Origin of the sequence: Nonomuraea rosea, from assembly GCF_039539705.1 — a bacterium.
GTDB classification, from domain to species: Bacteria; Actinomycetota; Actinomycetes; order Streptosporangiales; family Streptosporangiaceae; genus Nonomuraea; species Nonomuraea rosea.
In genome coordinates this window covers 164,639-187,028 of sequence record NZ_BAABDQ010000021.1, presented here as the reverse complement: position 1 = coordinate 187,028, position 22,390 = coordinate 164,639, and the positions used below count along the sequence as shown (strand labels likewise).

At 70.7% G+C, this 22,390-nt stretch carries 17 protein-coding genes; 10 read left to right on the top strand and 7 right to left on the bottom strand.

The features are described from left to right. Positions 1-8: 8 nt before the first annotated feature. Complete coding sequence (locus ABEA43_RS38700; protein ID WP_345569915.1) at positions 9-1,118, top strand: MalY/PatB family protein; 1,110 nt, start codon at positions 9-11, stop codon at positions 1,116-1,118. A gap of 2 nt (positions 1,119-1,120) precedes the next feature. Here ABEA43_RS38700 and ABEA43_RS38695 read toward each other — a convergent pair whose 3' ends face one another. Then, entirely contained in the window at positions 1,121-4,267 is a 3,147-nt protein-coding gene (locus tag ABEA43_RS38695) for a S41 family peptidase (RefSeq protein ID WP_345569913.1), read from the bottom strand. A 121-nt stretch (positions 4,268-4,388) separates the two neighbouring features. On the opposite strand from ABEA43_RS38695, the gene ABEA43_RS38690 reads away from it, so the two are divergent. Together ABEA43_RS38690 and ABEA43_RS38685 are read left to right on the top strand one after the other, a co-directional pair. Then, a complete protein-coding gene (locus ABEA43_RS38690) occupies positions 4,389-4,808 on the top strand; it encodes a hypothetical protein (protein ID WP_345569911.1) in 420 nt (139 codons plus the stop codon). A 49-nt stretch (positions 4,809-4,857) separates the two neighbouring features. Next, positions 4,858-5,826, top strand: coding sequence for a TIGR03557 family F420-dependent LLM class oxidoreductase (locus ABEA43_RS38685; protein ID WP_345569909.1), 969 nt, complete (start codon positions 4,858-4,860; stop codon positions 5,824-5,826). Position 5,827: 1 nt separating this feature from the next. On the opposite strand, the gene leuS is transcribed toward ABEA43_RS38685, so the two are convergent. Next, on the bottom strand, positions 5,828-8,308 hold the full coding sequence (leuS, locus tag ABEA43_RS38680) for a leucine--tRNA ligase (protein ID WP_345569907.1): 2,481 nt from the start codon (positions 8,306-8,308) through the stop codon (positions 5,828-5,830). A gap of 862 nt (positions 8,309-9,170) precedes the next feature. Here leuS and ABEA43_RS38675 point away from each other — a divergent pair. Both ABEA43_RS38675 and ABEA43_RS38670 read left to right on the top strand, forming a co-directional pair. After that, positions 9,171-10,757 (top strand): hypothetical protein, encoded by a 1,587-nt coding sequence (locus ABEA43_RS38675; RefSeq protein ID WP_345569906.1) that lies wholly within the window; start codon positions 9,171-9,173, stop codon positions 10,755-10,757. A 111-nt stretch (positions 10,758-10,868) separates the two neighbouring features. Then, complete coding sequence (locus ABEA43_RS38670; protein ID WP_345569905.1) at positions 10,869-11,339, top strand: hypothetical protein; 471 nt, start codon at positions 10,869-10,871, stop codon at positions 11,337-11,339. Between the two features lie 12 nt (positions 11,340-11,351). Here the strand turns inward: ABEA43_RS38670 and ABEA43_RS38665 are convergent, their stop codons facing one another. Continuing rightward, on the bottom strand, positions 11,352-12,593 hold the full coding sequence (locus tag ABEA43_RS38665; RefSeq protein ID WP_345569903.1) for a cytochrome P450: 1,242 nt from the start codon (positions 12,591-12,593) through the stop codon (positions 11,352-11,354). Between the two features lie 235 nt (positions 12,594-12,828). Between ABEA43_RS38665 and ABEA43_RS38660 the strand changes: the two genes are divergently transcribed. Beyond that, entirely contained in the window at positions 12,829-14,004 is a 1,176-nt protein-coding gene (locus ABEA43_RS38660; RefSeq protein WP_345569901.1) for a TRM11 family methyltransferase, read from the top strand. Positions 14,005-14,194: 190 nt separating this feature from the next. Here the strand turns inward: ABEA43_RS38660 and ABEA43_RS38655 are convergent, their stop codons facing one another. From ABEA43_RS38655 to ABEA43_RS38645, 3 genes are all read right to left on the bottom strand, one after another. Continuing rightward, positions 14,195-15,031, bottom strand: a complete 837-nt coding sequence (locus tag ABEA43_RS38655) for an alpha/beta fold hydrolase (protein ID WP_345569899.1) — start codon at positions 15,029-15,031, stop codon at positions 14,195-14,197. Positions 15,032-15,099: 68 nt separating this feature from the next. Then, positions 15,100-16,353, bottom strand: a complete 1,254-nt coding sequence (locus tag ABEA43_RS38650) for a cytochrome P450 (protein WP_345569897.1) — start codon at positions 16,351-16,353, stop codon at positions 15,100-15,102. Positions 16,354-16,397: 44 nt separating this feature from the next. After that, a complete protein-coding gene (locus ABEA43_RS38645; protein ID WP_345569895.1) occupies positions 16,398-17,942 on the bottom strand; it encodes a GMC family oxidoreductase in 1,545 nt (514 codons plus the stop codon). A gap of 244 nt (positions 17,943-18,186) precedes the next feature. Here ABEA43_RS38645 and ABEA43_RS38640 point away from each other — a divergent pair, with 244 nt between their 5' ends. After that, positions 18,187-19,722 (top strand): long-chain-fatty-acid--CoA ligase, encoded by a 1,536-nt coding sequence (locus ABEA43_RS38640; protein WP_345569894.1) that lies wholly within the window; start codon positions 18,187-18,189, stop codon positions 19,720-19,722. A 46-nt stretch (positions 19,723-19,768) separates the two neighbouring features. Here ABEA43_RS38640 and ABEA43_RS38635 read toward each other — a convergent pair whose 3' ends face one another. Beyond that, positions 19,769-20,209 carry an SgcJ/EcaC family oxidoreductase gene (locus ABEA43_RS38635; protein ID WP_345569892.1) on the bottom strand — a complete coding sequence of 147 codons (441 nt, stop codon included), beginning with the start codon at positions 20,207-20,209 and terminating at the stop codon, positions 19,769-19,771. A gap of 93 nt (positions 20,210-20,302) precedes the next feature. On the opposite strand from ABEA43_RS38635, the gene ABEA43_RS38630 reads away from it, so the two are divergent. The 3 genes from ABEA43_RS38630 to ABEA43_RS38620 are packed head-to-tail and all read left to right on the top strand — an operon-like array spanning position 20,303 to position 22,343. Further along, entirely contained in the window at positions 20,303-20,749 is a 447-nt protein-coding gene (locus tag ABEA43_RS38630; protein ID WP_345569890.1) for a MarR family winged helix-turn-helix transcriptional regulator, read from the top strand. Next, a complete protein-coding gene (locus ABEA43_RS38625; protein WP_345569889.1) occupies positions 20,746-21,411 on the top strand; it encodes an HAD family hydrolase in 666 nt (221 codons plus the stop codon). The genes ABEA43_RS38630 and ABEA43_RS38625 overlap by 4 nt, the downstream gene beginning before the upstream one ends. Next, the gene (locus ABEA43_RS38620) at positions 21,408-22,343 is read left to right on the top strand and encodes a phosphotransferase (RefSeq protein ID WP_345569887.1); all 936 of its coding nucleotides are present in this window, start codon (positions 21,408-21,410) and stop codon (positions 22,341-22,343) included. Before ABEA43_RS38625 ends, ABEA43_RS38620 begins: the two co-directional genes overlap by 4 nt. Positions 22,344-22,390: the final 47 nt, after the last annotated feature.

Genomic DNA, 22,390 nt, shown 5'->3' with positions numbered 1-22,390 from the left:
ATGGTCAGGTGAATGGCGCATATCCCCCCGAAGACCTCAGAGCTTTACACGACGGCCTCAAGTGGTCGGCGGTCGAACCGGATGTGATCCCCGCCTGGATCGCCGACATGGATCTGCCGACCGCGCCGGCGGTGATCGAGGCACTGCGCCGGCGCGCGGCCGGCGACCTCGGCTACCCGTCCTGGCTGCTCGAACCCAACGCGGGCCCGCTGGCGGAGGCGTTCGCCGAGCGCATGACGGCCAAGTACGCCTGGGAGCCGGACCCCTCGCTCGTCCGCGCCTTCAGCGACCTCAACCAGGCTCTGCAGGTGCTCCTGCAGATCTGGACCGAGCCCGGTGACGGCATCGCCGTGCACACCCCGGCCTATCCCCCGTTCCTGAGCACGCTGGAGGTCATGGGGCGGCGCCTCCAGCCCATCCAGTTCGCGCCCGTGGACGGCTCGTGGCGCGCCGCCGTGCCCGACCTCTCCGGCTGCCGGGTGCTGCTGCTGGTCAACCCGCACAACCCGACCGGCAGGGTGTTCACCCGTACGGAGCTGACCGAGCTCGCCGAGCACGCCGAACGCCACGACCTCATGGTCATCGCGGACGAGATCCACGCCGACCTGGTCTACGAGCCGCACCGGCACATCCCGTTCGCCACGATCCTCCCCGAACGCACCGTGACCGTCACGTCCGCGACGAAGGCCTTCAACCTGGGCGGCATCCGCTGCTCGGTGGCCCACTTCGGGCATCCGGGCGTCCGCGCGGCGCTGGCCGCCCAGCCCCCCTTCCTGTACGGCTCCGCGAACCTGTTCGGCGTCGAGGCCACGATCGCGGCCTGGCGGCACGGGGACGCCTGGCTGGCGGACACGGTGGCGCTGCTGGACCGCAACCGGCGCACGATCGCCGAACGGCTGCCCGGGTCGTTCGGCTACCTGCTGCCCGAGGCGACGTACCTGGCGTGGCTGCACACCGGCCGGACGGGCATGGCGGAGGTGTTCGAGCGCGAGGCCAGGGTCCGGCTCAACGACGGCGCGGGGTTCGGCCCTGGCGGCGAGCAGCACGTACGCCTGAACTTCGCCACGACAGAACCCATGCTCACCGAGCTGCTCGACCGCCTGAACCAGGCCGCCTGATTTCACGCCAAAGGCGGCAGGTCGGGCGGCGTCGCGGCCGGCTGCTCCTCCAGCGCGGCCAGCGCCAGCTCGATCGCCTTCTCCAGCTGCGGATCGCGCCCGGCCACCCGGTCCTGGGGCGTGGTCACGACCTCGATGTCCGGCTCGACCCCGTGGTTCTCCACCCCCCATCCCGGCCCGTCGAGCCAGAAGGAGTAGCGGGGCTGCGTGACCCTGGTCCCGTCCACGAGCGAATAGCGCGAGTCGATGCCGATCACCCCGCCCCACGTCCGCATCCCCACCAGGGGACCGATGCCGCGGGCCTTGATCCCGGCGCTCACGATGTCCCCGTCCGAGGCCGCGAACTCGTCGGTGATCGTCACGATCGGGCCGCGCGGCGAGTCCTCCGGATAGCGCGTCGGCTCGTAGCCGCGCGCCCGCGACCACCCGGTGACCTTGCGGGACAGCTTCTCCAGGACCAGCTCGGACAGGTGCCCGCCGCTGTTCTCCCGCACGTCCACGACCAGCCCGTCATGGGCCATCTCGGTACGCAGGTCGCGGTGGAACTGCGCCCACCCGGACGCCACCATGTCGGGCACGTGCAGGTATCCGAGCCGGCCGCCCGACGCCTCCCTGACGTACGCACGCCGGCCCTCCACCCAGTCGTGGTAGCGCAGCCGCGTGTCGTCCGCGATCGGGCTCACCACGACCCGGCGCTGGTCACCGCCCGAGGCCGGGCGCACGGTCAGCTCGATGGGCTGGTTCGCCGTGCCGGCCAGGAGGGCGAGCGGGCCGCGTACCGGATCGACGGGACGGCCGCCGACCGCCACGATCGCGTCACCGGGGCGGACGGCCACGCCCGGCGCGAGCAGCGGCGAGCGGGCGGCGTGGTCGGACGACTCACCGGGCAGGATGCGCGCGACCCGCCACACGCCGTCGTCGTCCTTGGCCAGGTCGGCGCCGAGCAGCCCCTGCCGGCGACGGGGGTCGAGCCCGCCGTTGGCGCCGACGGCGTAGGCGTGCGAGGTGCCCAGCTCGCCCTGCGCCTCCCACAGCAGGTCGATCAGCTCGGACTGGGCGCCGATGCGCCCGGCCAGCGGCTCGTAGCGGTCGAGCACGGCCTGCCAGTCGACGCCGTTCATGTCCTCGCGCCAGAAGTGGTCGCGCATGAGCCGCCCGGCCTCGCGGAACCCCTGCCGCCACTCGGCCACCGGGTCGAGCTGCACGGTGATCCGGTCGAGGTCGATGGTGACGACCTCGTCGCCCTCGCCGGCGGCGCGGGTCTGCAGGCCGTTCTTGCCGTTGGTGACGAGCCGGCTGCCGTCGCCGCTCACCTCGAACGCGCGCACCTCCTTGCCCAGCTCGGCCTTGGCGCGTTTCTTCAGATCGTAACGTTCCAGGGTGTTCTCGTTCGCCTGCTCGGTGCCGTCGCCGAGCTGCCCGGCCAGCGGATAGCGCAGCCAGAGCAGCGCGTCCTTGGCCGTGCGCAGGTTGCCGTAGCGCCCGGCGGGCACCGGCACCGGCACCACGCGCGAGGCGAGCCCCTCGGGGTCGACCTCGGTACGCGGCAGCGCGTCGTCCTTCTTGTCGTCCTTGCCGGGCTTGTCGTCCTCACCGTTGAACCCGCGCCCCTGCAGCGAGGGATCGAACGGCGAGGGCGTGGTGGCCTTCAGCGGCACGATGTACGGCTTGCAGCCGACCGGGAACGACAGGTCGAAGACGTGCGCGTCATAGACGGGATCGAACGTCCGCACCGACAGGAACGCCAGATGCCGGCCGTCCTTGGTGAACACCGGGTTGTAGTCGGCGAAGCGCACCGGCGTCACGTCGATCACCGACGTGCCGTCCACCCGGCCCATCTTGATCTGCGACAGCGGCTCGTGGTGCGGGTGCACCCAGGCCAGCCAGCCGGAGTCGGGCGAGAAGGTCAGCCCGCTGACGTCCCCCTGGGTGGTGCGGTCCAGCTCACGCAGGTCGCCGGACTCCAGGTCGGCGACCAGCAGCCGCCCGTCGTGCGTGGCGACCGCCGCGTGCTTGCCGTCGGGCGCGGCGACCAGTTCGAGCACGCGGCCGAGCTGTCCCGTGGCCAGCGTCCTGATCTCGCCGCCGGGCGTGCCGAGCTCCAGCCCGTCCTCGCCGCCGGCGTCGGAGACCCACACGGCCCGGCCGGTGGCGTCGAGCGTGCGCGGCAGCCGTACGCGGACGCCCGGCTCCACCCGCAGCGCGCCCGCGGGCCCGTCGCGGTGGGTCACCCAGTGCGCGGTACCGCGGATCTCCACGGCGCTGGCCCGCCCGGTCTCGTCCGGCGAGAACCCGCCCACCCGCAGGGGCGCGGGCCGCCTGGCCCGCCCGGGCCGGGGCCCGCCCAGCGTGACCTCCAGCCGGTACGGCTCCGCGTCCAGGCTCTCCAGCAGCCACAGGTCCCCGGCGTGGCTGTAGATCACCCGCTCGCCGTCGCTGGTGGCGTGACGCGCGTAGAACTCCTCATGGGAGCTGTGCTTGCGCAGTCCGGACCCGTCGGGCGCGGCGGAGTAGAGGTTTCCGACGCCGTCGATGTCGGCCAGGAACACGATCCGGTCCCCCACCCAGCTCACCGACCAGTACTGCGCGGCGCTGTCGGCGAACAGCCGGGCGAACTCCCCGTCCCCGCCGGCGTCCACCCAGATCTTGCCCGCCATGCCGCCCCGGTAGCGCTTCCACTGCGACGGCTCGCGCCACAGCGCCGACACGGTCGCGACCTTGGGGCCGTTGACGGCGACCTCGCTGACCCACCCGTACGGCAGCCGCGTGGCGGGCCCTCCGTCGAGCGGCACCGCGTAGGCCCAATTCCTGGTCCGCTCGCATTCCCCCGCCGAGCTGATCGCGAGCACGTCCCCGTCGGCCGTCCACCCGCGGACCCCGGTCGTGCCGTTGCCCCAGTAGGTCAGCCGCTCGCCTTCGGGAGCGTCGATCCCGGCCGTGAACACCTCGGGCGCGCCCTCCTTGCCACCCGTCCACGCGATGCGGGCGCCGTCGGGCGAGAACCTCGGGTGCGACACCGGTACGCGCTCGGCGGTGAACCGCCAGGCTCTCCCGCCGGGCAGCGGCGTCAGCCAGACATCGTCGTCGGCGACGAAGGTGACCAGGTCACCGTGCAGGTGCGGATATCTCAGGTATGCGCCATTTGTCACAGCTGCACACTAATGCGCGACACCAAGCCCGGCCCAAGAATTCTCCTCCTGGCGGACCGGCCGCGTCCCCGGAACGGTCAAGTTCCGGGTGCACCCGAAGTGTCCGGGAAGACAGGGAAATATGAGGATACTCGCACGCGCGCACCAGCTCCCGCCGCGCCTGGCCGCCGCCGCCATCATCCTGAACTCCGGCCTCAGCAAGGCCGAAGCCGACGAGCAGACCGCGGCCGGGCTGCACGGCATGGCCTGCAGCGCCTACCCGTTCCTGCGCGGCCTGGATCCGGTGACCTTCGTCAAGCTGCTCTCGAAGGGCGAGCTCGCGCTCGGCACCGCGCTGCTGCTCCCGTTCGTGCCGTCGCTGCTGGTCGGCGCCGCGGTGACGGGGTTCGCGGCCGGCCTGCTCGGCCTTTACCTCAAGACACCGGGGATGCGCATGGAGGGCAGCCTGCGGCCCAGCGAGCAGGGCATCGGCGTCTCGAAGGACGTGTGGCTGCTCGGCATCGGCCTGGGGCTGGTCATGGAGGAGCTCGGCCATCGATGATCTCCAGTCCCGGGAAACTAACGAGCACAAAGCCGGGTAGGGCCGACGCATGGTACAAATCGGCTACACCTTGATGTCCGAGCAGACCCCGGCCCGCGAGCTGGTCGACTACGCGGCGGCGGCCGAACGCGTCGGTTTCGACTACGCGGTCATCTCCGATCACTACTTCCCGTGGATCGAGGAGATGGGGCATTCGCCGTACTGCTGGTCGGTGCTCGGCGCGGCGGCTCAGGTCACCGAGCGGCTGCCGCTGATGACGTACGTGACGTGCCCGATCATGCGCTACCACCCGGCCGTCGTGGCGCAGAAGGCCGCCACCATGGGCGTGCTGAGCGAAGGCAGGTTCACGCTGGGCCTGGGGTCGGGCGAGAACCTGAACGAGCACGTCATCGGCGAGGGCTGGCCGCCCGTCGACACCAGGCACCGGATGTTCGCCGAGGCCGTACAGATCATCAAAGAGCTGTTCAGCGGCGACTACATCACCCGCCAGGGCGAGTTCTACGACGTGGATTCCGCCAAGCTCTACGACCTGCCGGACGAGCCGGTCCCGATCGGCATCGCCGCCTCAGGCGGCCGGTCGGCGGAGCTGGCCGCCGAGCTCGGCGACGTGCTGGTCGTCAACGAGCCGCTGCCCGAGGTCGTCCAGCAGTTCAACGCCGCGGGCGGCGCGGGCCGGCCGGTCTACGGCCAGCTCCCCATCGCCTACGACACCGACGCCGAGGCCGCCAAGCGGCGCGCGCATGAGCTGTGGCGCTGGTCGAGCGTCGGCGGCTGGAAGGTCATGGCCGAGCTGCCCGGCCCGGTGAACTTCGCGGCGGCGGCCGGCACGGTCCGCCCCGAGGACGTGGCCGAGAGCGTGCCGTGCGGCAACGATCTGGACGCGGTGGTGCAGGGGGTCAAGAAGTTCGCCGACGCGGGGTACACGCACGTGGCCCTCGTCCAGATCGGCCACGACCAGCAGCAGCCCTTCTTCGAATGGGCGGAGAAGGAGCTGCTGCCGGCCCTGCGCGGCCTGTGAGCTACGGGACGATGTTGACCAGCTTGGGCGCGCGGACGATCACCTTGCGCGGTGTGCCCTCCAGGTAGGAGGCGACCTTCTCCGAGGCCAGGGCCAAGGCCCGCAGGTCGTCCTCGGTGATGTCCGGAGAGACCTCCAGGCGGTCGCGCACCTTGCCCGCGACCTGCACCACGCAGGTGACGGACTCCTGCACCAGCAGTGCGGGATCGGCCACCGGCCACCCGCCGAAGGCGACGGAGCCGGTGCGGCCCAGCCGCTCCCAGCCCTCTTCCGCGGTGAACGGGGCCACCAGCGACAGCATGACGGCCAGCGCCTCCGCGGCCTCGCGCACCGCCGGGTCGCCCGCGCCGGGACCCGAGTCGATCGCCTTGCGCGCGGCCGAGGTCAGCTCCATCATGCGCGCCACGGCGACGTTGAAGCGCTGGCCCTCGACCAGCTTGGTGACCTCTTCGATGGTGTGGTGCGTGACCTCGCGCAGCGCCACGTCACCGCCCTCGAACGACACGTCCGGCGCGGAGTCGGCCTCCGACATCACGCGCAGCGCGCGCGCCAGGAACTTCTGCGACGAGGCCGGCGAGACGTCGGCCCAGTCGATGTCGTCCTCCGGCGGCCCGGCGAAGATCATCGTCAGGCGTACGGCGTCGACCCCGAAGGCGTCGATCTGCTGGCCCAGGTCCACGCCGTTGCCCAGGGTCTTCGACATGGCCTTGCCGTCGTTGATCACCTGGCCCTGGTTCAGCATCCGCTTGAACGGCTCGGTGAAGTCCACCATGCCCATGTCGTGCAGGACCTTGGTGAAGAACCGCGAGTACAGCAGGTGCAGGACCGCGTGCTCGATGCCGCCGACGTACTGGTCGATCGGGCCCCACTTGCGCACCTGCTCGACGTCGAACGGGCCGTCGGTGTAGCCGGGCGAGCAGTAACGCAGGAAATACCAGGACGAGTCGACGAACGTGTCCATCGTGTCGGTGTCGCGCTTGGCCGGGCCCGAGCACTTGGGGCACTCGACGTTGACCCACTCCGTGGCGCTGGCCAGCGGGGACTCACCCTTGGGCGCCAGCGCCTCGCCGCGCATGTCGGGCAGCGTGACCGGCAGCTGGTCGTCGGGGACGGGCACCTCACCGCAGTCGGGGCAGTGGATGATCGGGATCGGCGTGCCCCAGAACCGCTGCCTCGACAGCAGCCAGTCGCGCAGGCGGAAGTTGATCGCGCCGGCGCCCTTGCCGTCCACCTCCAGGACCTCGATGATCTTGGCGATGGCCTCGACCTTGGTCAGGCCGTCCAGCGGCCCGGAGTTGACCAGCGTGCCCTCGCCGGGCGTCGCCTCGCCGGTCTCGCCGGGGTCGGCCAGGCCGGTGTGCACGACGACCTTCACCGGCAGCCCGAACTTCACCGCGAAGTCCAGGTCGCGCTGGTCGTGGGCGGGGACGGCCATGATGGCGCCGTGGCCGTAGTCGGACAGCACGTAGTCGGCGGCCCAGACCGGGATGCGCTCGCCGTTGACCGGGTTGACCGCGTAGCGGCCCAGGAAGACGCCGGTCTTCTCCTTGTCGGTGGCCATCCGCTCGATGTCGCTCAGCTTGGCAACCTCGGCGCGGTAGGCCTCGAACTCGGCGCGCTGCTCATCGGTGACGATCTCGGCGGCCAGCGCCGCGTCCACCGCGACCACGAAGAACGTGGCGCCGAACAGCGTGTCGGGCCGCGTGGTGTAGACGTGGACGGGCTCGTCCCGGCCCTCGACCTGGAACAGCACGTCGGCGCCCTCGGAGCGGCCGATCCAGTTGCGCTGCATGGTCAGCAGCCGCTCGGGCCACTCCTCCAGCTGGGCCATGTCGTCCAGCAGGCGCTGGGCGTAGTCGGTGATCCGGAAGTACCACTGCGTCAGCTCGCGGCGGATGACGTCGGCGCCGCAGCGCTCGCACTTGCCTGCCACGACCTGCTCGTTGGCCAGCACCGTCTGGTCGTTGGGGCACCAGTTGACCAGGCCGCCCTTGCGGTAGGCCAGGCCGCGCTCGAAGAAGCGGTTGAACAGCCACTGGTTCCAGCGGTAGTAGTCGGGGTCGCTGGTGTGCAGGCGGCGCGACCAGTCGAAGGAGATGCCGTAGCGCCTGAAGGAGTTGGCCTGCGTCTCGATGTTGGCGTAGGTCCACTCCGCCGGGTGGGCGTTGCGCTTGATCGCGGCGTTCTCCGCGGGCAGGCCGAAGGAGTCCCAGCCGATCGGGTGCAGCACGTTGTAGCCGCGCTGCATCCAGTAGCGCGCGACGACGTCGCCGATGGCGAACACCTCGCCGTGACCCATGTGCAGGTCGCCCGACGGGTAGGGGAACATGTCGACCATGTAGCGCCGCTCGCGGGGGTCGTCGGCATCCTCGCTCGCGCGATAGGTGTCCTGCGCCTCCCAGCGCTGCTGCCACTTAACCTGCAGCGCCTGCGGATCATACTCACTCACGGCTACTGTCCTTCTGGCTTGACTCGGACCCATAAGAAAACCCCTCGTACAGACAACGAGGGGTGGAGCCGCGACGGCGAGACCTTCAGGGCCGTCGCGGCCCGATAAGAAGCAGGGTCGCGGAACGCACGTGTCAAGCGTAGCGCACGTCTTCGGCTGATTGCCGGTTCTCGATCGAGGTCGAGGGGCACAATGGATCCTTCAGGCCCAGCGAGACCTGATGGTGATGTATCCGTTGTGACCTCATTCGTCCCGGAAGAATACCCTTGTCGCCGTGGTATACCCAGCCGAGCCAGATCGACCGGAGGCTGACCTGCCGTTGCAGGATCCGCCTACGGATCCGTATGGCTTCGCTCGTTTCGCTGCGGAACCACCAGCATCTCCTGGAAAATCCCATGAGATCATGCCTGGTACGTCAAATCCGGATATAACGGTTGATCCGGACACAACCTCGGGAGGGCCGGCAGCAATGGCAACGGAGAATTCCGGACCACACCTGCCACAGTCCTGGCCGGAAACCCCGAGATCAGCCGGGCACCAGGAGCCTTCCTGGCCGGAGCCGCCGCGCAAGGACGACTCCTGGCCGGAGCCACACCGCCAGTCCAGAGACACGGCGCCCCCTTCCTCTTGGCCGGACGCCGCTCCGCAGGGTCCTTCCTCGTGGCCGGACGCCGGCCCGCAGGGCCCCTCGTCCTGGCCGGACACGACGTCCCAAGGCCCGTCGTCCTGGCCGGAGACCGCGTCCCAGGCCCCTTCCTCTTCCTCGTGGGCGGACTCCTCGCCGCAGGGAGCGGCTTCCTGGCCCGACACCTCGTCGCAGGGGCGTTCGTCGTGGCCGGACACCTCGCCGGCGGACGCCCCCTCATGGTCTGCCGCGTCCGGGCCCGACGTGCCCATGTCCTGGCCCGAAGCGGCCCCGCAGCACACCACGAGCCCGGCCGGCTGGTCGGACGCCGCACCGGACGCCGCGCCCAAGCATTCCGCCCCGCCGGAGCAGCAGGTCGTCCCCGACCCAGTCCCCGCGTGGGCGCAGCCGCCGGCGCCCGCCGCCGGCGCCTGGGCGAACCTCTCCTCCCCCGCCCCCTGGCCGCAGGGTGAGCGCGTGACCGCCGATCCGGCGGAGCAGACGATGATGTACAACCAGTCCCCGCTGCTCGATCCCTTGTCCGACCCACTGTCCGGGCCGCTGCCGGGCGGGCCCCAAAGGCCGGCGCAGGGTCCGGGACACGGCCCGGCACAGGGCCTCGGGCAGGGACCGGGCCCTGGGCAGGGTCTCGGGCAGGGACCGGGCCCTGGGCAGGGCCTCGGGCAGGGACCGCAGCCCGGCCCGCACCCGGGTCCGCAACCGGGACCGCGCCTGGGTCCGCAGTCAGGCCCGCAGCCGGGTCCCCAGATGGGCCTTCAGGGCGGCGGTCCGTCCGGGCCGCCTCCGGGAACGCACCAGCAGCCTCCCGCCCACCCCTCCGACGAGCGCACGGTCACCTACAACCAGCACGCCGAGAACCTGCTCAACGACCGCGCCATCCCCTCCTCCCCCGGGGACTCCGCCCACATCGGCGCGCCCCCGAACGAGGACCAGGGCCCCCGTCCCGGCTCGAACCTGAACCGCGACCCGTCCGACCCCGACCGCCCGTTCGTGACCGCCGGCCAGATCAGCGGCTCGCGCACCCCGCCGCCCGAGCGCCAGCAGGAGCTCTGGAACACCGTCTTCGGCGACAACTACCAGTCGATGGGCGAGCGCGACCCCCTGGACGACGACGACGAGGAGCGCGGCAAGCCCATCTGGATCTACGCGCTCGGCGGCTCCGTGGTGATCGCCCTGGTGGCGGCGCTGATGTGGGCGTTCCTGGCGGGACCGCTGGCGAGCGAGGAGCCTTCGAGCGCCAACGTCGCCGAGAAGCCCACGGCGTCGACGGCGCCGAAGACCACCAGGACCACCACCTCGATCGGCCCGCTGCCGAAGTACTCCGGCAAGGCCGCCCCCGTGATCGGCCGGGTGCCGGACGTCGCCGCCGGGATCTCGGTCCCGCGCCTGGGCGGCACCTGGCAGCTCGACCAGCGCGCCACCGTCAAGGCCACGTACGGCTTCGACACCCGCCAGTACGTCCAGATCGAGCAGGACACGTTCGCCCAGCTCCTGTCGGGCCCGCTGTCGCCGAGGCTGGCCTCGTACTACGAGCAGGACAACCTGGAGCCGGTCATCAAGCAGGTCGTGCTGTCGGCCCGCAAGCGCTTCTTCCCTGCGGACAACAAGGTACGCAAGATCGCCCAGCAGCCCATCAAGGTGGGCGACTCGACCGGGCGGCTGATCGCGTACTCGCTGACGTCGGACACCGAGAAGGCGACGATCGTGACGATGGCCGTCAACACCGGCGCGAACGTCCCGGCCATCGTCTACATGTCGATCCCGTCGGACAGCAAGCAGCTCATGCCCGACATCCGTACGGTGATGAACCAGCTCAAGCTGAACTCCCAGTCCTGACCCCTTCACACGCCCATAGGCGGCTCCACCGTGTCCGATGGATCGGATGACACAACGCCGGAGGAGCCGCCGGGCCCCGTGATGCGGCGGCAGTCGGAGCTGGAGCCGGACATGACCGAGCTCTCTCGTTGGGGTGCCGCTCACCCCGAACTCCTCGGAGGCATCTGGTGGAAGCTCGCCGCCGACCCCGAGGACATGAAGATGTGCCTCGGTGTCGTCGGTGCCACCGCTGCGGTGGCCGCGCAGGTCCGTGGCCTGCTCGCGCATCCCGAACACCTCAACGTGATCGCGCAGCGACACACCTTGCGGGAGCTGCGGCGCCTGCAGGAGACCATCACCGACGACGAGATCGCCCGCTGGCAAGCGCTCTGGGAGTCCGGGAGCTTCGCCTCCGAGGAGGAGTTCTGGCGCCGTCGGAGGGAGGGACCTCTTCTCGTTCAGATCGGCGTCGATCCGACGATCAACAGGGTCAGCGTGGGCGTCGACCCGCTCGACCGCACCTTCGCCGACGCTCTCATCGACCGGTACGGGGCAGATCGCGTCCACGTCTTCTGGGAGCGGCTGACGGATGGGTGGTTCTAGGGCGATCACCGGCTAGAACGTGCACTCCATGTGCTTGATGCCGTTGATGAAGCTGGAGTGCAGCCGGTCCGGGCGGCCGGCCTCGATCTGCGGCACGCGGCGCAGCAGCTCGCGGAACATCACCGTGATCTCCCGCCTGGCCAGGTGCGCGCCGAGGCAGAAGTGCGGGCCGGGGCCTCCGTAGCCGACGTGCGGGTTGGGGTGGCGGGCGATGTCGAAGCGGTACGGGTCCGCGAACACGGCCTCGTCCCTGTTCGCCGCCCAGTAGAACAGGACGACCTTCTCGCCCTTGCGGTAGAGGTGCCCGTTCATCTCGTGGTCCCTGGTGACCTTGCGGCGCATGAAGTTCACCGGCGAGGCCAGCCGGACGATCTCCTCCACGGCCCCCGGCGCGCGCCCGTCGATGTCCTGCAGCCAGGCGGCGCGCTGGTCCGGGTTCTTGGTCAGCAGGCGCAGACCGTAGGAGATGGCGTTTCGCGTGGTCTCGTTGCCGGCCACCACCAGCAGGATGAAGAACGAGCCGAGCTCCTGCATCGTCAGGCGCTCGCCGTCGATGTTGGCGTTGACCAGGGACGAGGTCAGGTCGTTCGTGGGGTGGTCGGCGCGGTGAGCGGCCAGGTCCTGGACGAGCTGCTGCAGCTCCATCCCGGCGTTGAGCAGGCGAACGGCGATCTGGTCGAGGTCGCCGCCGGTGTATTCGGGGTCGAAGCCGCCGAGGATCTGGTTGGAGCGGTCGAAGACGAACTGGTAGTCGCGCTCCGGGATGCCCATCATGTCGCAGATGATCTTCAGTGGCAGCCGGGCGGCGACCTCGGTGACGAAGTCGCAGCCGGACCCCTTGGCCAGGAGGTCGTCCACGATGGCGCCGGCCGCCGTCTCCACGTCGGCCTCGAACTGTTTGATCATCTTGGGCGTGAACGCCCTGGAGACGATCCTGCGCAGCCGGGCGTGCCTCGGGTCGTCCATGTTGATCATCGAGCCGAAGTACTCGGTGAACTCCGGCGGCATGTCCGGGATGTTCGTCGCGCCGCCGTCGCCCGAGCAGAAGACCTCGGGGTTGCGGCTGGCATCGAGGATGTCGGCGTGCTTGACCAGCGCGTAGTAGCCGGGGCCCTTCGGCGCGAAGGAGACCTCCATCTCCTCGAAGAACGCCGGGGTCTCGCGAGCACGGAGCCGATCGAACGCGTCCTCGCGCTCGGTCATCGTCTTGGCCCAGAAGTCACGATCCGACAGGTCGAAGTCAAGGACGCTCATGAGGCCATCATTGGAAAAGCGGGCACTTACGTCAATAGATATGACGTACACCGTACGTACGTCCTGGAAAATAATGCTTCGCTCCGGCTGCCTGGGTGCGGGTAGGGTGCCGGCCATGACGTTCTTCTTCTTCCTCCGCTAGCGACCCGCCGGCGGGTCGCGGACGACCCCACCGCCGGCGATGCGGGACGGCTGAGCAACCGCCGTCCCGGGTCGCGACGTGGGAGAAGGACACGTGCATACCTTTGCCGTGGCCAGGGCGGTGCATGGCATCGAGCCCCTGGTGGCCACGGAGATTCGACGTTCCAGGCTCGGTGTGGTGCGCGGGATGCGCCATCGCGAGGTGTGGTTCGAGACCTCGTCCCCTGAGCGGGCGCTGCTGAGCCTGCGGACGGCCGACGACGTGCTGCTGGCCGCCGCCGTGGTGGACGGGGTCGGCCATGGCCGCTCCGCGCTGCGCCGGCTGGCCAGGGCGGCACGCGAGGTGGATCCGGCCGGGCTGGGGCTGGGTCCGGGTCTGGGTCCGGGTCGGGGTCTGGGTCCGGGGAGGTCCGGCGGCGGGCTGGAGGTGTCGGCGTCGTTCGTCGGGCGGCGCAACTACACCCGGTTCGAGATCGAGGACGCGGTGGGGGCCGAGCTGGCTCGGCCGCTGCGGCTGCCGTACCACTCCAGGAGGAACGGCGGGCGGCCGCCCGAGGGGGCGATGTCGTGGCGGGTCACGATCGAGGGCGACCAGGCGGTCATCGCGTTCCGGCTGGCCGAGCGGCCGTTGCATCGGCGGGCGTACAAGCTGGCCTCGATCCGGGGCACGCTGCACCCGCCGGTGGCCGCCGCCATGGCGGCGCTGGCCCGGCTCGGAGACGCCGGTACGGTGCTCGACCCGTGCTGCGGCGCGGGCACCACCCTGATCGAGGCGGCCGCGCTGACCCAGGCGATCGCACCCGCCGAACCGGCCGCGCCGGCTCGGGCCGCCGCAGGCGAGACGGGTGCTCCAGAACAAGGCGGGCATGCCGCGATGCGGCTGCTCGGGTTCGACCACGATCGGGCGGCACTCCGCGCGGCCGGCGCCAACGCCCGCGCGGCCCGCGCGGAGGGCCGCCGGGCGTCCTTCGCGTGGGCCGTGGCGGACGGCGGGCGGATCCCGGTGGGTGACGGGCGCGCGGACCGCGTGCTGGTGAACCCGCCCTGGGGGCGGCAGGTGCCCCCTGCGGGCCTGCTCGCCGGCGACCCCGGCCTGCTGTGGCGGGAGGTACGCCGGGTGCTGGCCCCCGGCGGGCTGGCCGTGGCGCTGGTCCACGACGGCATCCCGCCGGGCTTCGCGGTCGAGGAGGCCGTCCAGGTGAGCCTGTCGGGCCAGCACCCGGTGATCGCCGTGCTCAGCGGACACCGCCCCCGCGCCCGGCGGACCTGAGGCCACGCCACGTGCTACCCCGGGCGTTACTGCGGCACGCCACGTGCCATCCCGGGGGTCCTCGGCCGCACCGTGCGCCGCTCTGGCGGCCCTGAGGCCAGGCCGGCGGTCCTGAGGTGCGCGAAGCGGCACGCCCCGACCGGGAGCCCGCAGAATAGCCGACGGTCCGGGCGGGGCCGTGCAGCGGGCCTCAGGAGGCCGGGCCGAGCCAGTCCAAGATGAGCCGGTTGACCTCGGCGGGCCGTTCGAGGTGGAGGAAGTGACCGGCGCCCGCCACCAGCTCCGCCCGCGACCCGGGCGGCAGGTGACTCGCCGCGTCCTTGGCCAGCTCCGCGCTCAGGCAGCCGTCCTGAGCTCCGTGCAGGTACAGGACGGGCCCCGGCTCCGGCTCGACGGCCGGGTGGCGGCCGGAGCGCGGCGTGGTGCCGAGCATGGCCCGGTAGTAGCCGATGGCGGCCCCGAGGTTGGCCGGCTCCCCGATGCTGCGCCGGACGAACTCCAGGTCCTCCCCGGCGTCGTACCCGGGCGACCAGTCGCGCCAGAGCCCTTCGAGGAAGCCGGGACTGGCGGCGGCGACCTCGGCCACGCCGGTCTGGAACAGGAAGATGTAGAACGAGCGCTTGAGCTGCTCGTAGTCGAGGAAGGCGGTGGCGAGCGAGCCCGGCGGCGGCACCGCGAGCGCCACGGCCCGCCGGAAGCGCCCCGCCGTCGGGTAGACGGGGAACGTGCCCCAGTCGTGCCCGATGACGACCGCGCTCTCGTCGCCGCCGAGCTCCTCGTGCAGGGCGCGGACGTCGGCGACCAGCGCGGCGTCCTCGTAGGCGCCGTCGGCGGGGACCTCGGTGGGCGCGTACCCCCGCATGAACGGTGCGACCGCGCGGTAGCCTCGCTCGGCCAGCGCGGGCATCAGGTGCCGCCAGGTGTGCGCGGTGTCGGGGAACCCGTGCAGGCACAGTGCCAGCGGCCCCTCACCCATCGCCAGATACGCGAACTCCACCCCATTGGCGTGGATAGTCCTGATCTCCATGACTGCGAAACCTAGCATTCGGGCCCGCCTCAGGAGTACCACTCCCATGCTGCCGGCGGGAGCGCGGGTCAGAAGGTGTAGCGCAGGTGCTTGATGCCGTTGATGAAGTTGGACAGCAGGAAGTCGGGCTCGCCCTCCGCCCTGATCGCGGGCAGCCGGGTGAACAGCTCACGGAACATCACGGTCATCTCCCTGCGCGCCAGGTGGGCGCCCAGGCAGTAGTGGGGGCCGGGGCCGCCGAAGCCGACGTGCGGGTTGGGGTCACGGGTGATGTCGAACGCGTCGGGGTCGGTGAAGACCGACTCGTCGCGGTTGGCCGAGTTGTAGAAGAGCAACACCTTGTCGCCCTTCTTGTACGCGGTCCCGTTCAGCTCGTGATCGCGCGTCAGCGTCCGGCGGAACTGGATCACCGGCGTGGCGTACCGGACGATCTCGTCGCACGCCTTGACGATCCGGCCGTCGAAGTCGCCCAGCAGCAGCTCACGCTGCTCAGGGTGGTCGGTGAAGAGCTTGAGCCCGTACGCGATGGCGTTGCGGGTGGTCTCGCTGCCCGCCACCACCAGCAGGATGAAGAACGATCCCAACTCCTGCGAGGTGAGCCGTTCCTCGCCGTTGACCAGCAGGCTCACCAGATCGCCCGTGGGCCGCTTGCGCCGCTCGTCGCCCAGCCGGGCGGCCAGCCGGTTGAGCGAGAACCCGGCGTGCAGCAGCTTGGCCAGGCCCCGGGCGACGTTGACGCGGCTGAAGCCGGGGTCGATGCCGGTGTACTCGCGGTCGGCGTTGCCGAGGATGATGTTCGTCCGCCGGAGCACCACGTCGTGCATCGTCGCCGGGATCCCCATCATGTCGCAGATGACCCGGACCGGGAGCCGGGCGGCCACCTGGGCCACGAAGTCGCCCGGCCCCTCCTCGATCGCCCGGTCCACGATCTCCGCGGCGGCCGTGGCCAGGTCCTCCTCCATCTTCGACAGGACGCGCGGCGTGAACGCCCTGGAGACGATCCTGCGCAGCCGGGCGTGCCTCGGGTCGTCCATGTTGATCATCGAGCCGAAGTACACGCTCAGCCAGCGCGGCATGTCGGGGATGCTGTTGGAGCACGGCTCGCTGCTGAAGACGGCCGCGTTCCTGCTGGCCTCGGTCACGTCGGCGTGGCGGACCAGGGCGTAGTAACCGGGACCCCCGCCGACGAACGGGACGGTCTGCTCCCGCACGAACGCCGGGCGCTCCAGCCCGCGCAGCTTGCGGAAGGCTTCCATGCGCTCGGCCTGCGGCAGTCCCCAGAACGGGATCTCCGACAGGTCCAGATCCACGGGCAGCGTCATACCATCGAGCCTTCTGCAAGTGACCACTTACGTCAAGAGGCGGGCTATTTGCGCTTCTTGACCAGATCCGCGCCCTTCTCGCCGATCATGATCGCGGGGGCGTGGGTGTGGCCGCGGTTGAGCGTCGGCATGATCGACACGTCCACGACCCTGAGCCCCTCCAGGCCGCGTACCCGCAGCGAGGGGTCCACCACCGAGGCGTCGTCGGTCCCCATGCGGCAGGTGCCGACGGGGTGGTAGAGCGTTTCGCCGCGCTCGCGCGTCCACTGGGCGAGCTCGTCGTCGCTGTCCGGCGCCCAGTACGGCGCCATCGGCCCGCCCGCGTACGGCTTCATCGCGGCGGTGGCGAAGACCTGCTTGGCCGCCTTCAGCCCCGCGACCAGGCGCTTGACGTCGGCCTCCGAGGTCAGGTAGCCGGGATCGATGACGGGGTCCCTGCCGTTGAGCCCGATCCTGCCGCGGCTCTCCGGCTGCAGCAGCACGACCCCGACGGTGAGCCCGTGACCGGTCGGCGGGGTGAGCCCATGGTCGATGAACGGCCCGGGCGCGAAGATCAGCTCGATGTCGGGCGCGGGCTCCCCGGCCGAGGTCTTGATGAACGCGACCGCCTCGCCCACGTTGGTGGTCAGCATGCCGGAACGCAGGACGATGTAGCGCAGCAGGTTGCCGATCGACTCGGCCTTGGTGAGCGTGACCGGCTGCTTGCACTCCACGTACACGCCGGTGGAGAGGTGGTCCTGAAGGTTCTTGCCGACCTCGGGCAGCTCGTGCACGATCGCGATCCCGGCGTCGCGCAGCTCGTCGGCCGCGCCCACGCCTGAGCGCATGAGCAGGTGCGGGGAGCCGATCGCGCCCGCGGACAGGATGACCTCGTGCCGCGCCTTGATCACGGCGCCGCCGCTGTGCTCGATGCCGACGGCCCGCTTGCCCTCGAACACCACCCGGTCGACCGTCGCGCCGGTGATCACTTCGAGGTTGGGCCGCCCGCCCGCCGGGCGCAGGTAGGCGTCGGCCGAGCTCCACCTGCGGCCGCGGTTCTGGGTGACGGGGGTGGGGCTGTAGCCCTCGTTGGAGCGGCCGTTCAGCTCGCCGAGCCGGGTGTAGCCGAGCTCCTCGCACGCCCGGAGGAAGGCGGCGGTGGTGACGTTGGGGCTGCGCAGCTCGGAGATGAACAGCGGGCCTGACGTGCCGTAGACCCCGCCCGTGTTGCTGCCGACGCGGTGCTCGGCCTTGGTGAAGTAGGGCAGGACGTCGTCGTACGCCCATCCGGGGACGTCCCATTGGTCGTAGTCGCGCTGGCAGCCGCGCACCCACATCTGGGCGTTGAGCGAGGACGAGCCGCCGATCACGCGGCCCCGCGGCCAGTAGAGCTCGCGGCCGGACATCTCGCTCTGTTTAGCCGTGGTGTAGTTCCAGTCGTAATCGGTTTTGAAGAGCTTGGCGAAGCCGGCGGGCATGCGGATCTCGAGCTTGTCGTCCTGCCCGCCCGCCTCGACCAGCGCCACCGTCACACTTGGGTCCGCCGAGAGCCTGTTGGCGAGCACACACCCCGCGGATCCCGCGCCGACGATCACGTAGTCGTACTCCATGACCCCTCCAGGGGTAAGTAACTTGGTACTTGCTTACTCCAGGCGGCCCGGCACGTCTATATCCGCCTGTGTCCGTTGGTGCGTGCGTTCGCCATTGTTATGCGGGCAATCGCAGGATGCGGATTTTGGCCCTGTGGTGGGCCACGTTCAGCGGACCACCACAGGGTGCGGATTTTGCCCCTACCGGTCGGTATGTTCGCCTGCAAGGATGGCGCCCAAGCCGGTCTAGAGGAGGAAGGGCGTCATGCTCAATCTGTCGATCGTCCTGGAGGACAGCGCCAGGAACACCCCGGACGGCACCGCCATCGTCTTCGGCGATATGCGGCTGCCGTACTCCATGATCGACACTGTCGCCAATCAGGTGGCGAACCTGCTGGTGACACGGGGCATCGGCAAGGGCGACAAGGTCGCGCTGGCGTGCCCGAACCTGCCGTACTTCCCGTTCGTCTACTACGGGATCCTGAAGGCCGGCGCGACGGTGGTGCCGCTCAACGTGCTGCTGCAGTCGCGTGAGATCGCCTACCACCTCGACGACAGCGACGCCAAGGCGCTGTTCTGCTTCGAGGGCACGCCGGAGCTGCCGCTGGGCGAGCGTGGCAAGGCGGGCTTCGAGGCGGCGCAGGGCTGCGAGCAGTTCTTCGTGCTGCCGGCCACCCCGCTCGCGACCGAGTCCGTGCACGGCGAGTCGATCTGGGCGGCGCTGGGCGGCATGGCCGCCGAGTTCGAGACCGTGCAGACCGCGCCCGACGACACCGCGGTGATCCTCTACACCTCGGGCACCACGGGCCAGCCCAAGGGCGCCGAGCTCAGCCACCAGAACATGCTGCTGAACGCCATGGTCAGCGACAAGATGTTCCCCCGGGCCGACGAGGGCGACACCTATCTGGCCGTGCTGCCGCTGTTCCACTCCTTCGGCCAGACCGTCGTCATGAACACCGGCTTCCTGCGCGGCGCGACGGTCGTCCTGATGCCGCGCTTCGAGCCAGGCGAGGCGCTCGACCTCATGGTGCGCGAAGGCGTCTCGTTCTTCGCCGGGGTGCCGACGATGTACTGGGGCCTGCTGACCAAGATCCACGCGGACGGCGCGGCGGTGCCGAGCACGCTGCGGGTGGCCGTGGCGGGCGGGGCCTCGTCGCCGGTGGAGGTGCTGAAGGACTTCGAGAAGACGTTCGGCATCGGCATCCTGGAGGGGTACGGGCTCTCGGAGACGGCGCCGGTGGCCAGCTTCAACCAGCCGGGCCGGCCCACCAAGCCCGGCACGATCGGCACCCCGATCTGGGGCGTGGACATGAAGCTGATCGACGGCGACTGGAAGACGATCGAGGGCGAGGGCCCCGGGGAGATCGCGATCCGCGGCCACAACATCATGAAGGGCTACTACGGCCGGGCCGAGGCGACGGCGGAGGTCATGAGGGACGGCTGGTTCCGTACGGGCGACATCGCGACCCGCGACGGGGACGGCTACTACTCCATCATCGACCGGGCCAAGGACATGATCATCCGGGGCGGGTTCAACGTCTATCCGCGTGAGCTCGAAGAGGTCCTCATGACCCATGAGGGCGTCTCGCTGGCCGCCGTGGTGGGGGTCGCGCACGAGTCGCACGGCGAGGAGATCAAGGCGTACATCATCAGGACGCCCGGCTCGGCGGTCACCGAGGCGGAGCTGATCGCCTGGGCCAAGGAGAACATGGCGGCCTACAAGTACCCCAGGATCATCGAGTTCCGCGACGCCCTGCCGATGACGGCCACCGGCAAGATCCTCAAGCGCGAGCTGCGGTAGCCGGCCCTCGCTCTCACGAAGGCGCGGGGTTCGCCCCGCGCCTTCGTCATCGGCGCGGCGCGCTGGCCGGGACGAACCTGAACGACAGCGCCTCCATCAGCGGCTTGCGCCTGGTGTTGTGGAACGAGGCGATGCGCCACTCGCCCGCCTCGCGAACCAGCGTGTACGTCTGCACCTTGGTCAGCTTGGCCGGCCGCCGCCTGGCCACGTCGCCCCTGCCGGCGACCACGGCGGTGTCGTCGCCGTAGAAGCGGATGTCCACGATCTCGTTGAACATCCTGGTGCCCTTGAGCACCGAGCCGAACAGCGCCCGGTGGCCGGCCGCCAGGTCGTCGCGGCCCCGGTAGACGGTGCCGACGAAGGTCGTGTAGGTGGCGCCGGCCGTGAAGCAGGCGCCGTACGCGTCGGCGTCGCCCAGATCCCAGGCCCGCGCCAGCTCGCCGAACAACGCGTGCACCGCCTGCTCGGCCGCGTTCGTGCTGATCATCTCGACTCCTTCTGATAGCTTGCTCAACACAGAGTCTGCATTGAGTAATTATCTGCTCTGTTGCAGATATTAGATTAGGGAAGAGGAATAGGCGTGTCAACGGATCCGAGCGCGGTCTTCCGGCGCTACCTCAGCGCGATGGTCCTCAACAGCCTGGCCGCCTCCGAGGCCGCCGGGCTCAACGCCACCGACTACTACGCGCTCAACCTGCTCGACCTCACCGGCCCGCTCACCTCGGGCGAGCTGGCCGCCCAGATCGGGCTGACCACCGGCGCCACCACCCGGCTCATCGACCGCCTGGAGCGGACCGGATACGTCCGCCGCGCGCCCGACCCCGCGGACCGGCGCAAGGTCATGGTCGAGACGGCCGCCGCGCCGGAAGAGCTCGACAAGGTCCTGCTGGGCACCAGGACCCGGCTCGCCGCGGTGATCCAGCAGTACTCGGAGGCGGAGCAGGCGACCCTGTGGAGCTACTTCGAGCAGGCCGCCGCCGCCTACCGCGAGGCCACCGACGAGCTCGTCAAGGCGCGGAACGCATGATGCTCGCCCTCTTCGACCTCGACAACACGCTCATCGACCGGCTGAGCGCCTTCCGCGCCTGGGCCGCCGAGTTCGCGGCCGAGCGCGGGCTGGGTGAGACGGAGGCGTCCTGGATGGTGGCGGTGGACGCGGACGGCTCCCTCCCCATGGACGCGTTCTTCACCCGGGTACGCAACCGCTACGGGCTGCCCGACCCGGTCGAAGAGCTGTGGGGGGCCTACCGGGCCAGGCTGCCGCACCTGGTCTCGTGCCCCGCCGAGGTGCTGGCGGGGCTCGACCGCCTGCGGGCGGCCGGATCGGCGGTCGGGATCGTGACGAACGGGATGGCCGACAACCAGACCGGCAAGATCGAGCGTACGGGGCTGGCCGAGCGGGTGGACGGGTGGGCGATCTCGGGTGCGGAGGGCGTCGCCAAGCCCGACGTCCGGCTGTTCGAGATCGGCGCCCGGCGCTGTGGCGCGTCGCTGAGCGGGGGCTGGATGGTGGGCGACGACCTGGCCAAGGACGTCGCGGGCGGACGGGCGGCCGGGCTGCGGACCATCTGGATCGATCGGGGGCTGGAGACCGGGAGCGCGGGCGATGCCGATCACGTGGTGGACGACGTACAGGAGGCTGTCGAGGTGTTAATCCGGGCGGCGGGGACCGCTAGCGTGAGCGGATGAAAGATCGGCCAGAGGGATTCGACGAGCGGCTGCTGCGGCCCGCGCTGGGCGAGTGGGGCATCGAGGCGGCCACGCTCGACTACGCGCCGGTCGGGTTCGGGGACTATCACTGGGTCGCGGACGGGCGGTGGTTCCTCACCGTGGCCGACGTGCGGCGCAGGTCGTTCGACGGGCTCCGGCTGGCCATGGAGACGGCGGCTGCGCTGCGCGAGGAGGCGCGGCTGGGGTTCGTCGTGGCCCCGCTGCGCACGTCCGGGGGCGCGACGCTCGTCCGCCTCGACAGTCACCGGTACGCCCTGAGCGTCTTCCCGCTCGTCGACGGCCAGGCCGGCGACTTCGGGCAGGAGATCTCGCCGGCGGAGCGGGGGCTGATCATCGATCTGCTGGCGGAGCTGCACCGCACCCCCGCGCCCCTCTCCACCCCCGACCGGCCGCTGGAGCTGCCGGGGCGGGCCGGGCTGGAGCAGTCGCTCCTGGACGCGCACCGGCCCTGGCTGGGCGGCCCGTACGCCGAGCCCGCGAGAGAGCTGGTCGCCGGCCACGCCGAGATGCTGCGGCGCCGGCTGCGGGAGTTCGACCGGCTGGCGGAGAAGCCCGGCGAGCCGGTGGTGACGCACGGCGAGCCGCACCCGGGCAACCTGCTGCGGGCCGGCGAGCGGCGGCTGCTGGTCGACTGGGACACGGTCGGGCTCGCCGTGCCGGAACGCGACCTGTGGCTGGTCGCCAGGGGACCTGAGGATCTCGCCCGCTACGCCGACGCCACCGGCCGGACCCCCGACCAGACCGCCATGGAGCTCTACCGGCTGCGATGGGCCCTTGATGACGTGGCCGAGTTCGTGGCGTGGTTCCGCTCCCCGCACGGGCGCACCCCGGACGCCGAGGAGAGCTGGGCCGGGCTCACCGGCACCCTCCAAGGACTGGCCGCCGGATGACGAACACCGCTGATCGGGAGGCGATTCGCGCTCGACCCATGCCGATA

Bases quoted from the DNA above. Each gene is read 5' to 3' on its own strand.
- ABEA43_RS38690 (WP_345569911.1), top strand. From the start codon at position 4,389: ATGAGGATACTCGCACGCGCGCACCAGCTCCCGCCGCGCCTGGCCGCC.
- ABEA43_RS38685 (WP_345569909.1), top strand. From the start codon at position 4,858: ATGGTACAAATCGGCTACACCTTGATGTCCGAGCAGACCCCGGCCCGC.
- leuS (WP_345569907.1), bottom strand. From the start codon at position 8,308: ATGGGTCCGAGTCAAGCCAGAAGGACAGTAGCCGTGAGTGAGTATGAT.
- ABEA43_RS38675 (WP_345569906.1), top strand. From the start codon at position 9,171: ATGTCCTGGCCCGAAGCGGCCCCGCAGCACACCACGAGCCCGGCCGGC.
- ABEA43_RS38670 (WP_345569905.1), top strand. From the start codon at position 10,869: ATGACCGAGCTCTCTCGTTGGGGTGCCGCTCACCCCGAACTCCTCGGA.
- ABEA43_RS38665 (WP_345569903.1), bottom strand. From the start codon at position 12,593: ATGAGCGTCCTTGACTTCGACCTGTCGGATCGTGACTTCTGGGCCAAG.
- ABEA43_RS38655 (WP_345569899.1), bottom strand. From the start codon at position 15,031: ATGGAGATCAGGACTATCCACGCCAATGGGGTGGAGTTCGCGTATCTG.
- ABEA43_RS38650 (WP_345569897.1), bottom strand. From the start codon at position 16,353: ATGACGCTGCCCGTGGATCTGGACCTGTCGGAGATCCCGTTCTGGGGA.
- ABEA43_RS38645 (WP_345569895.1), bottom strand. From the start codon at position 17,942: ATGGAGTACGACTACGTGATCGTCGGCGCGGGATCCGCGGGGTGTGTG.
- ABEA43_RS38640 (WP_345569894.1), top strand. From the start codon at position 18,187: ATGCTCAATCTGTCGATCGTCCTGGAGGACAGCGCCAGGAACACCCCG.
- ABEA43_RS38635 (WP_345569892.1), bottom strand. From the start codon at position 20,209: ATGATCAGCACGAACGCGGCCGAGCAGGCGGTGCACGCGTTGTTCGGC.
- ABEA43_RS38625 (WP_345569889.1), top strand. From the start codon at position 20,746: ATGATGCTCGCCCTCTTCGACCTCGACAACACGCTCATCGACCGGCTG.
- ABEA43_RS38620 (WP_345569887.1), top strand. From the start codon at position 21,408: ATGAAAGATCGGCCAGAGGGATTCGACGAGCGGCTGCTGCGGCCCGCG.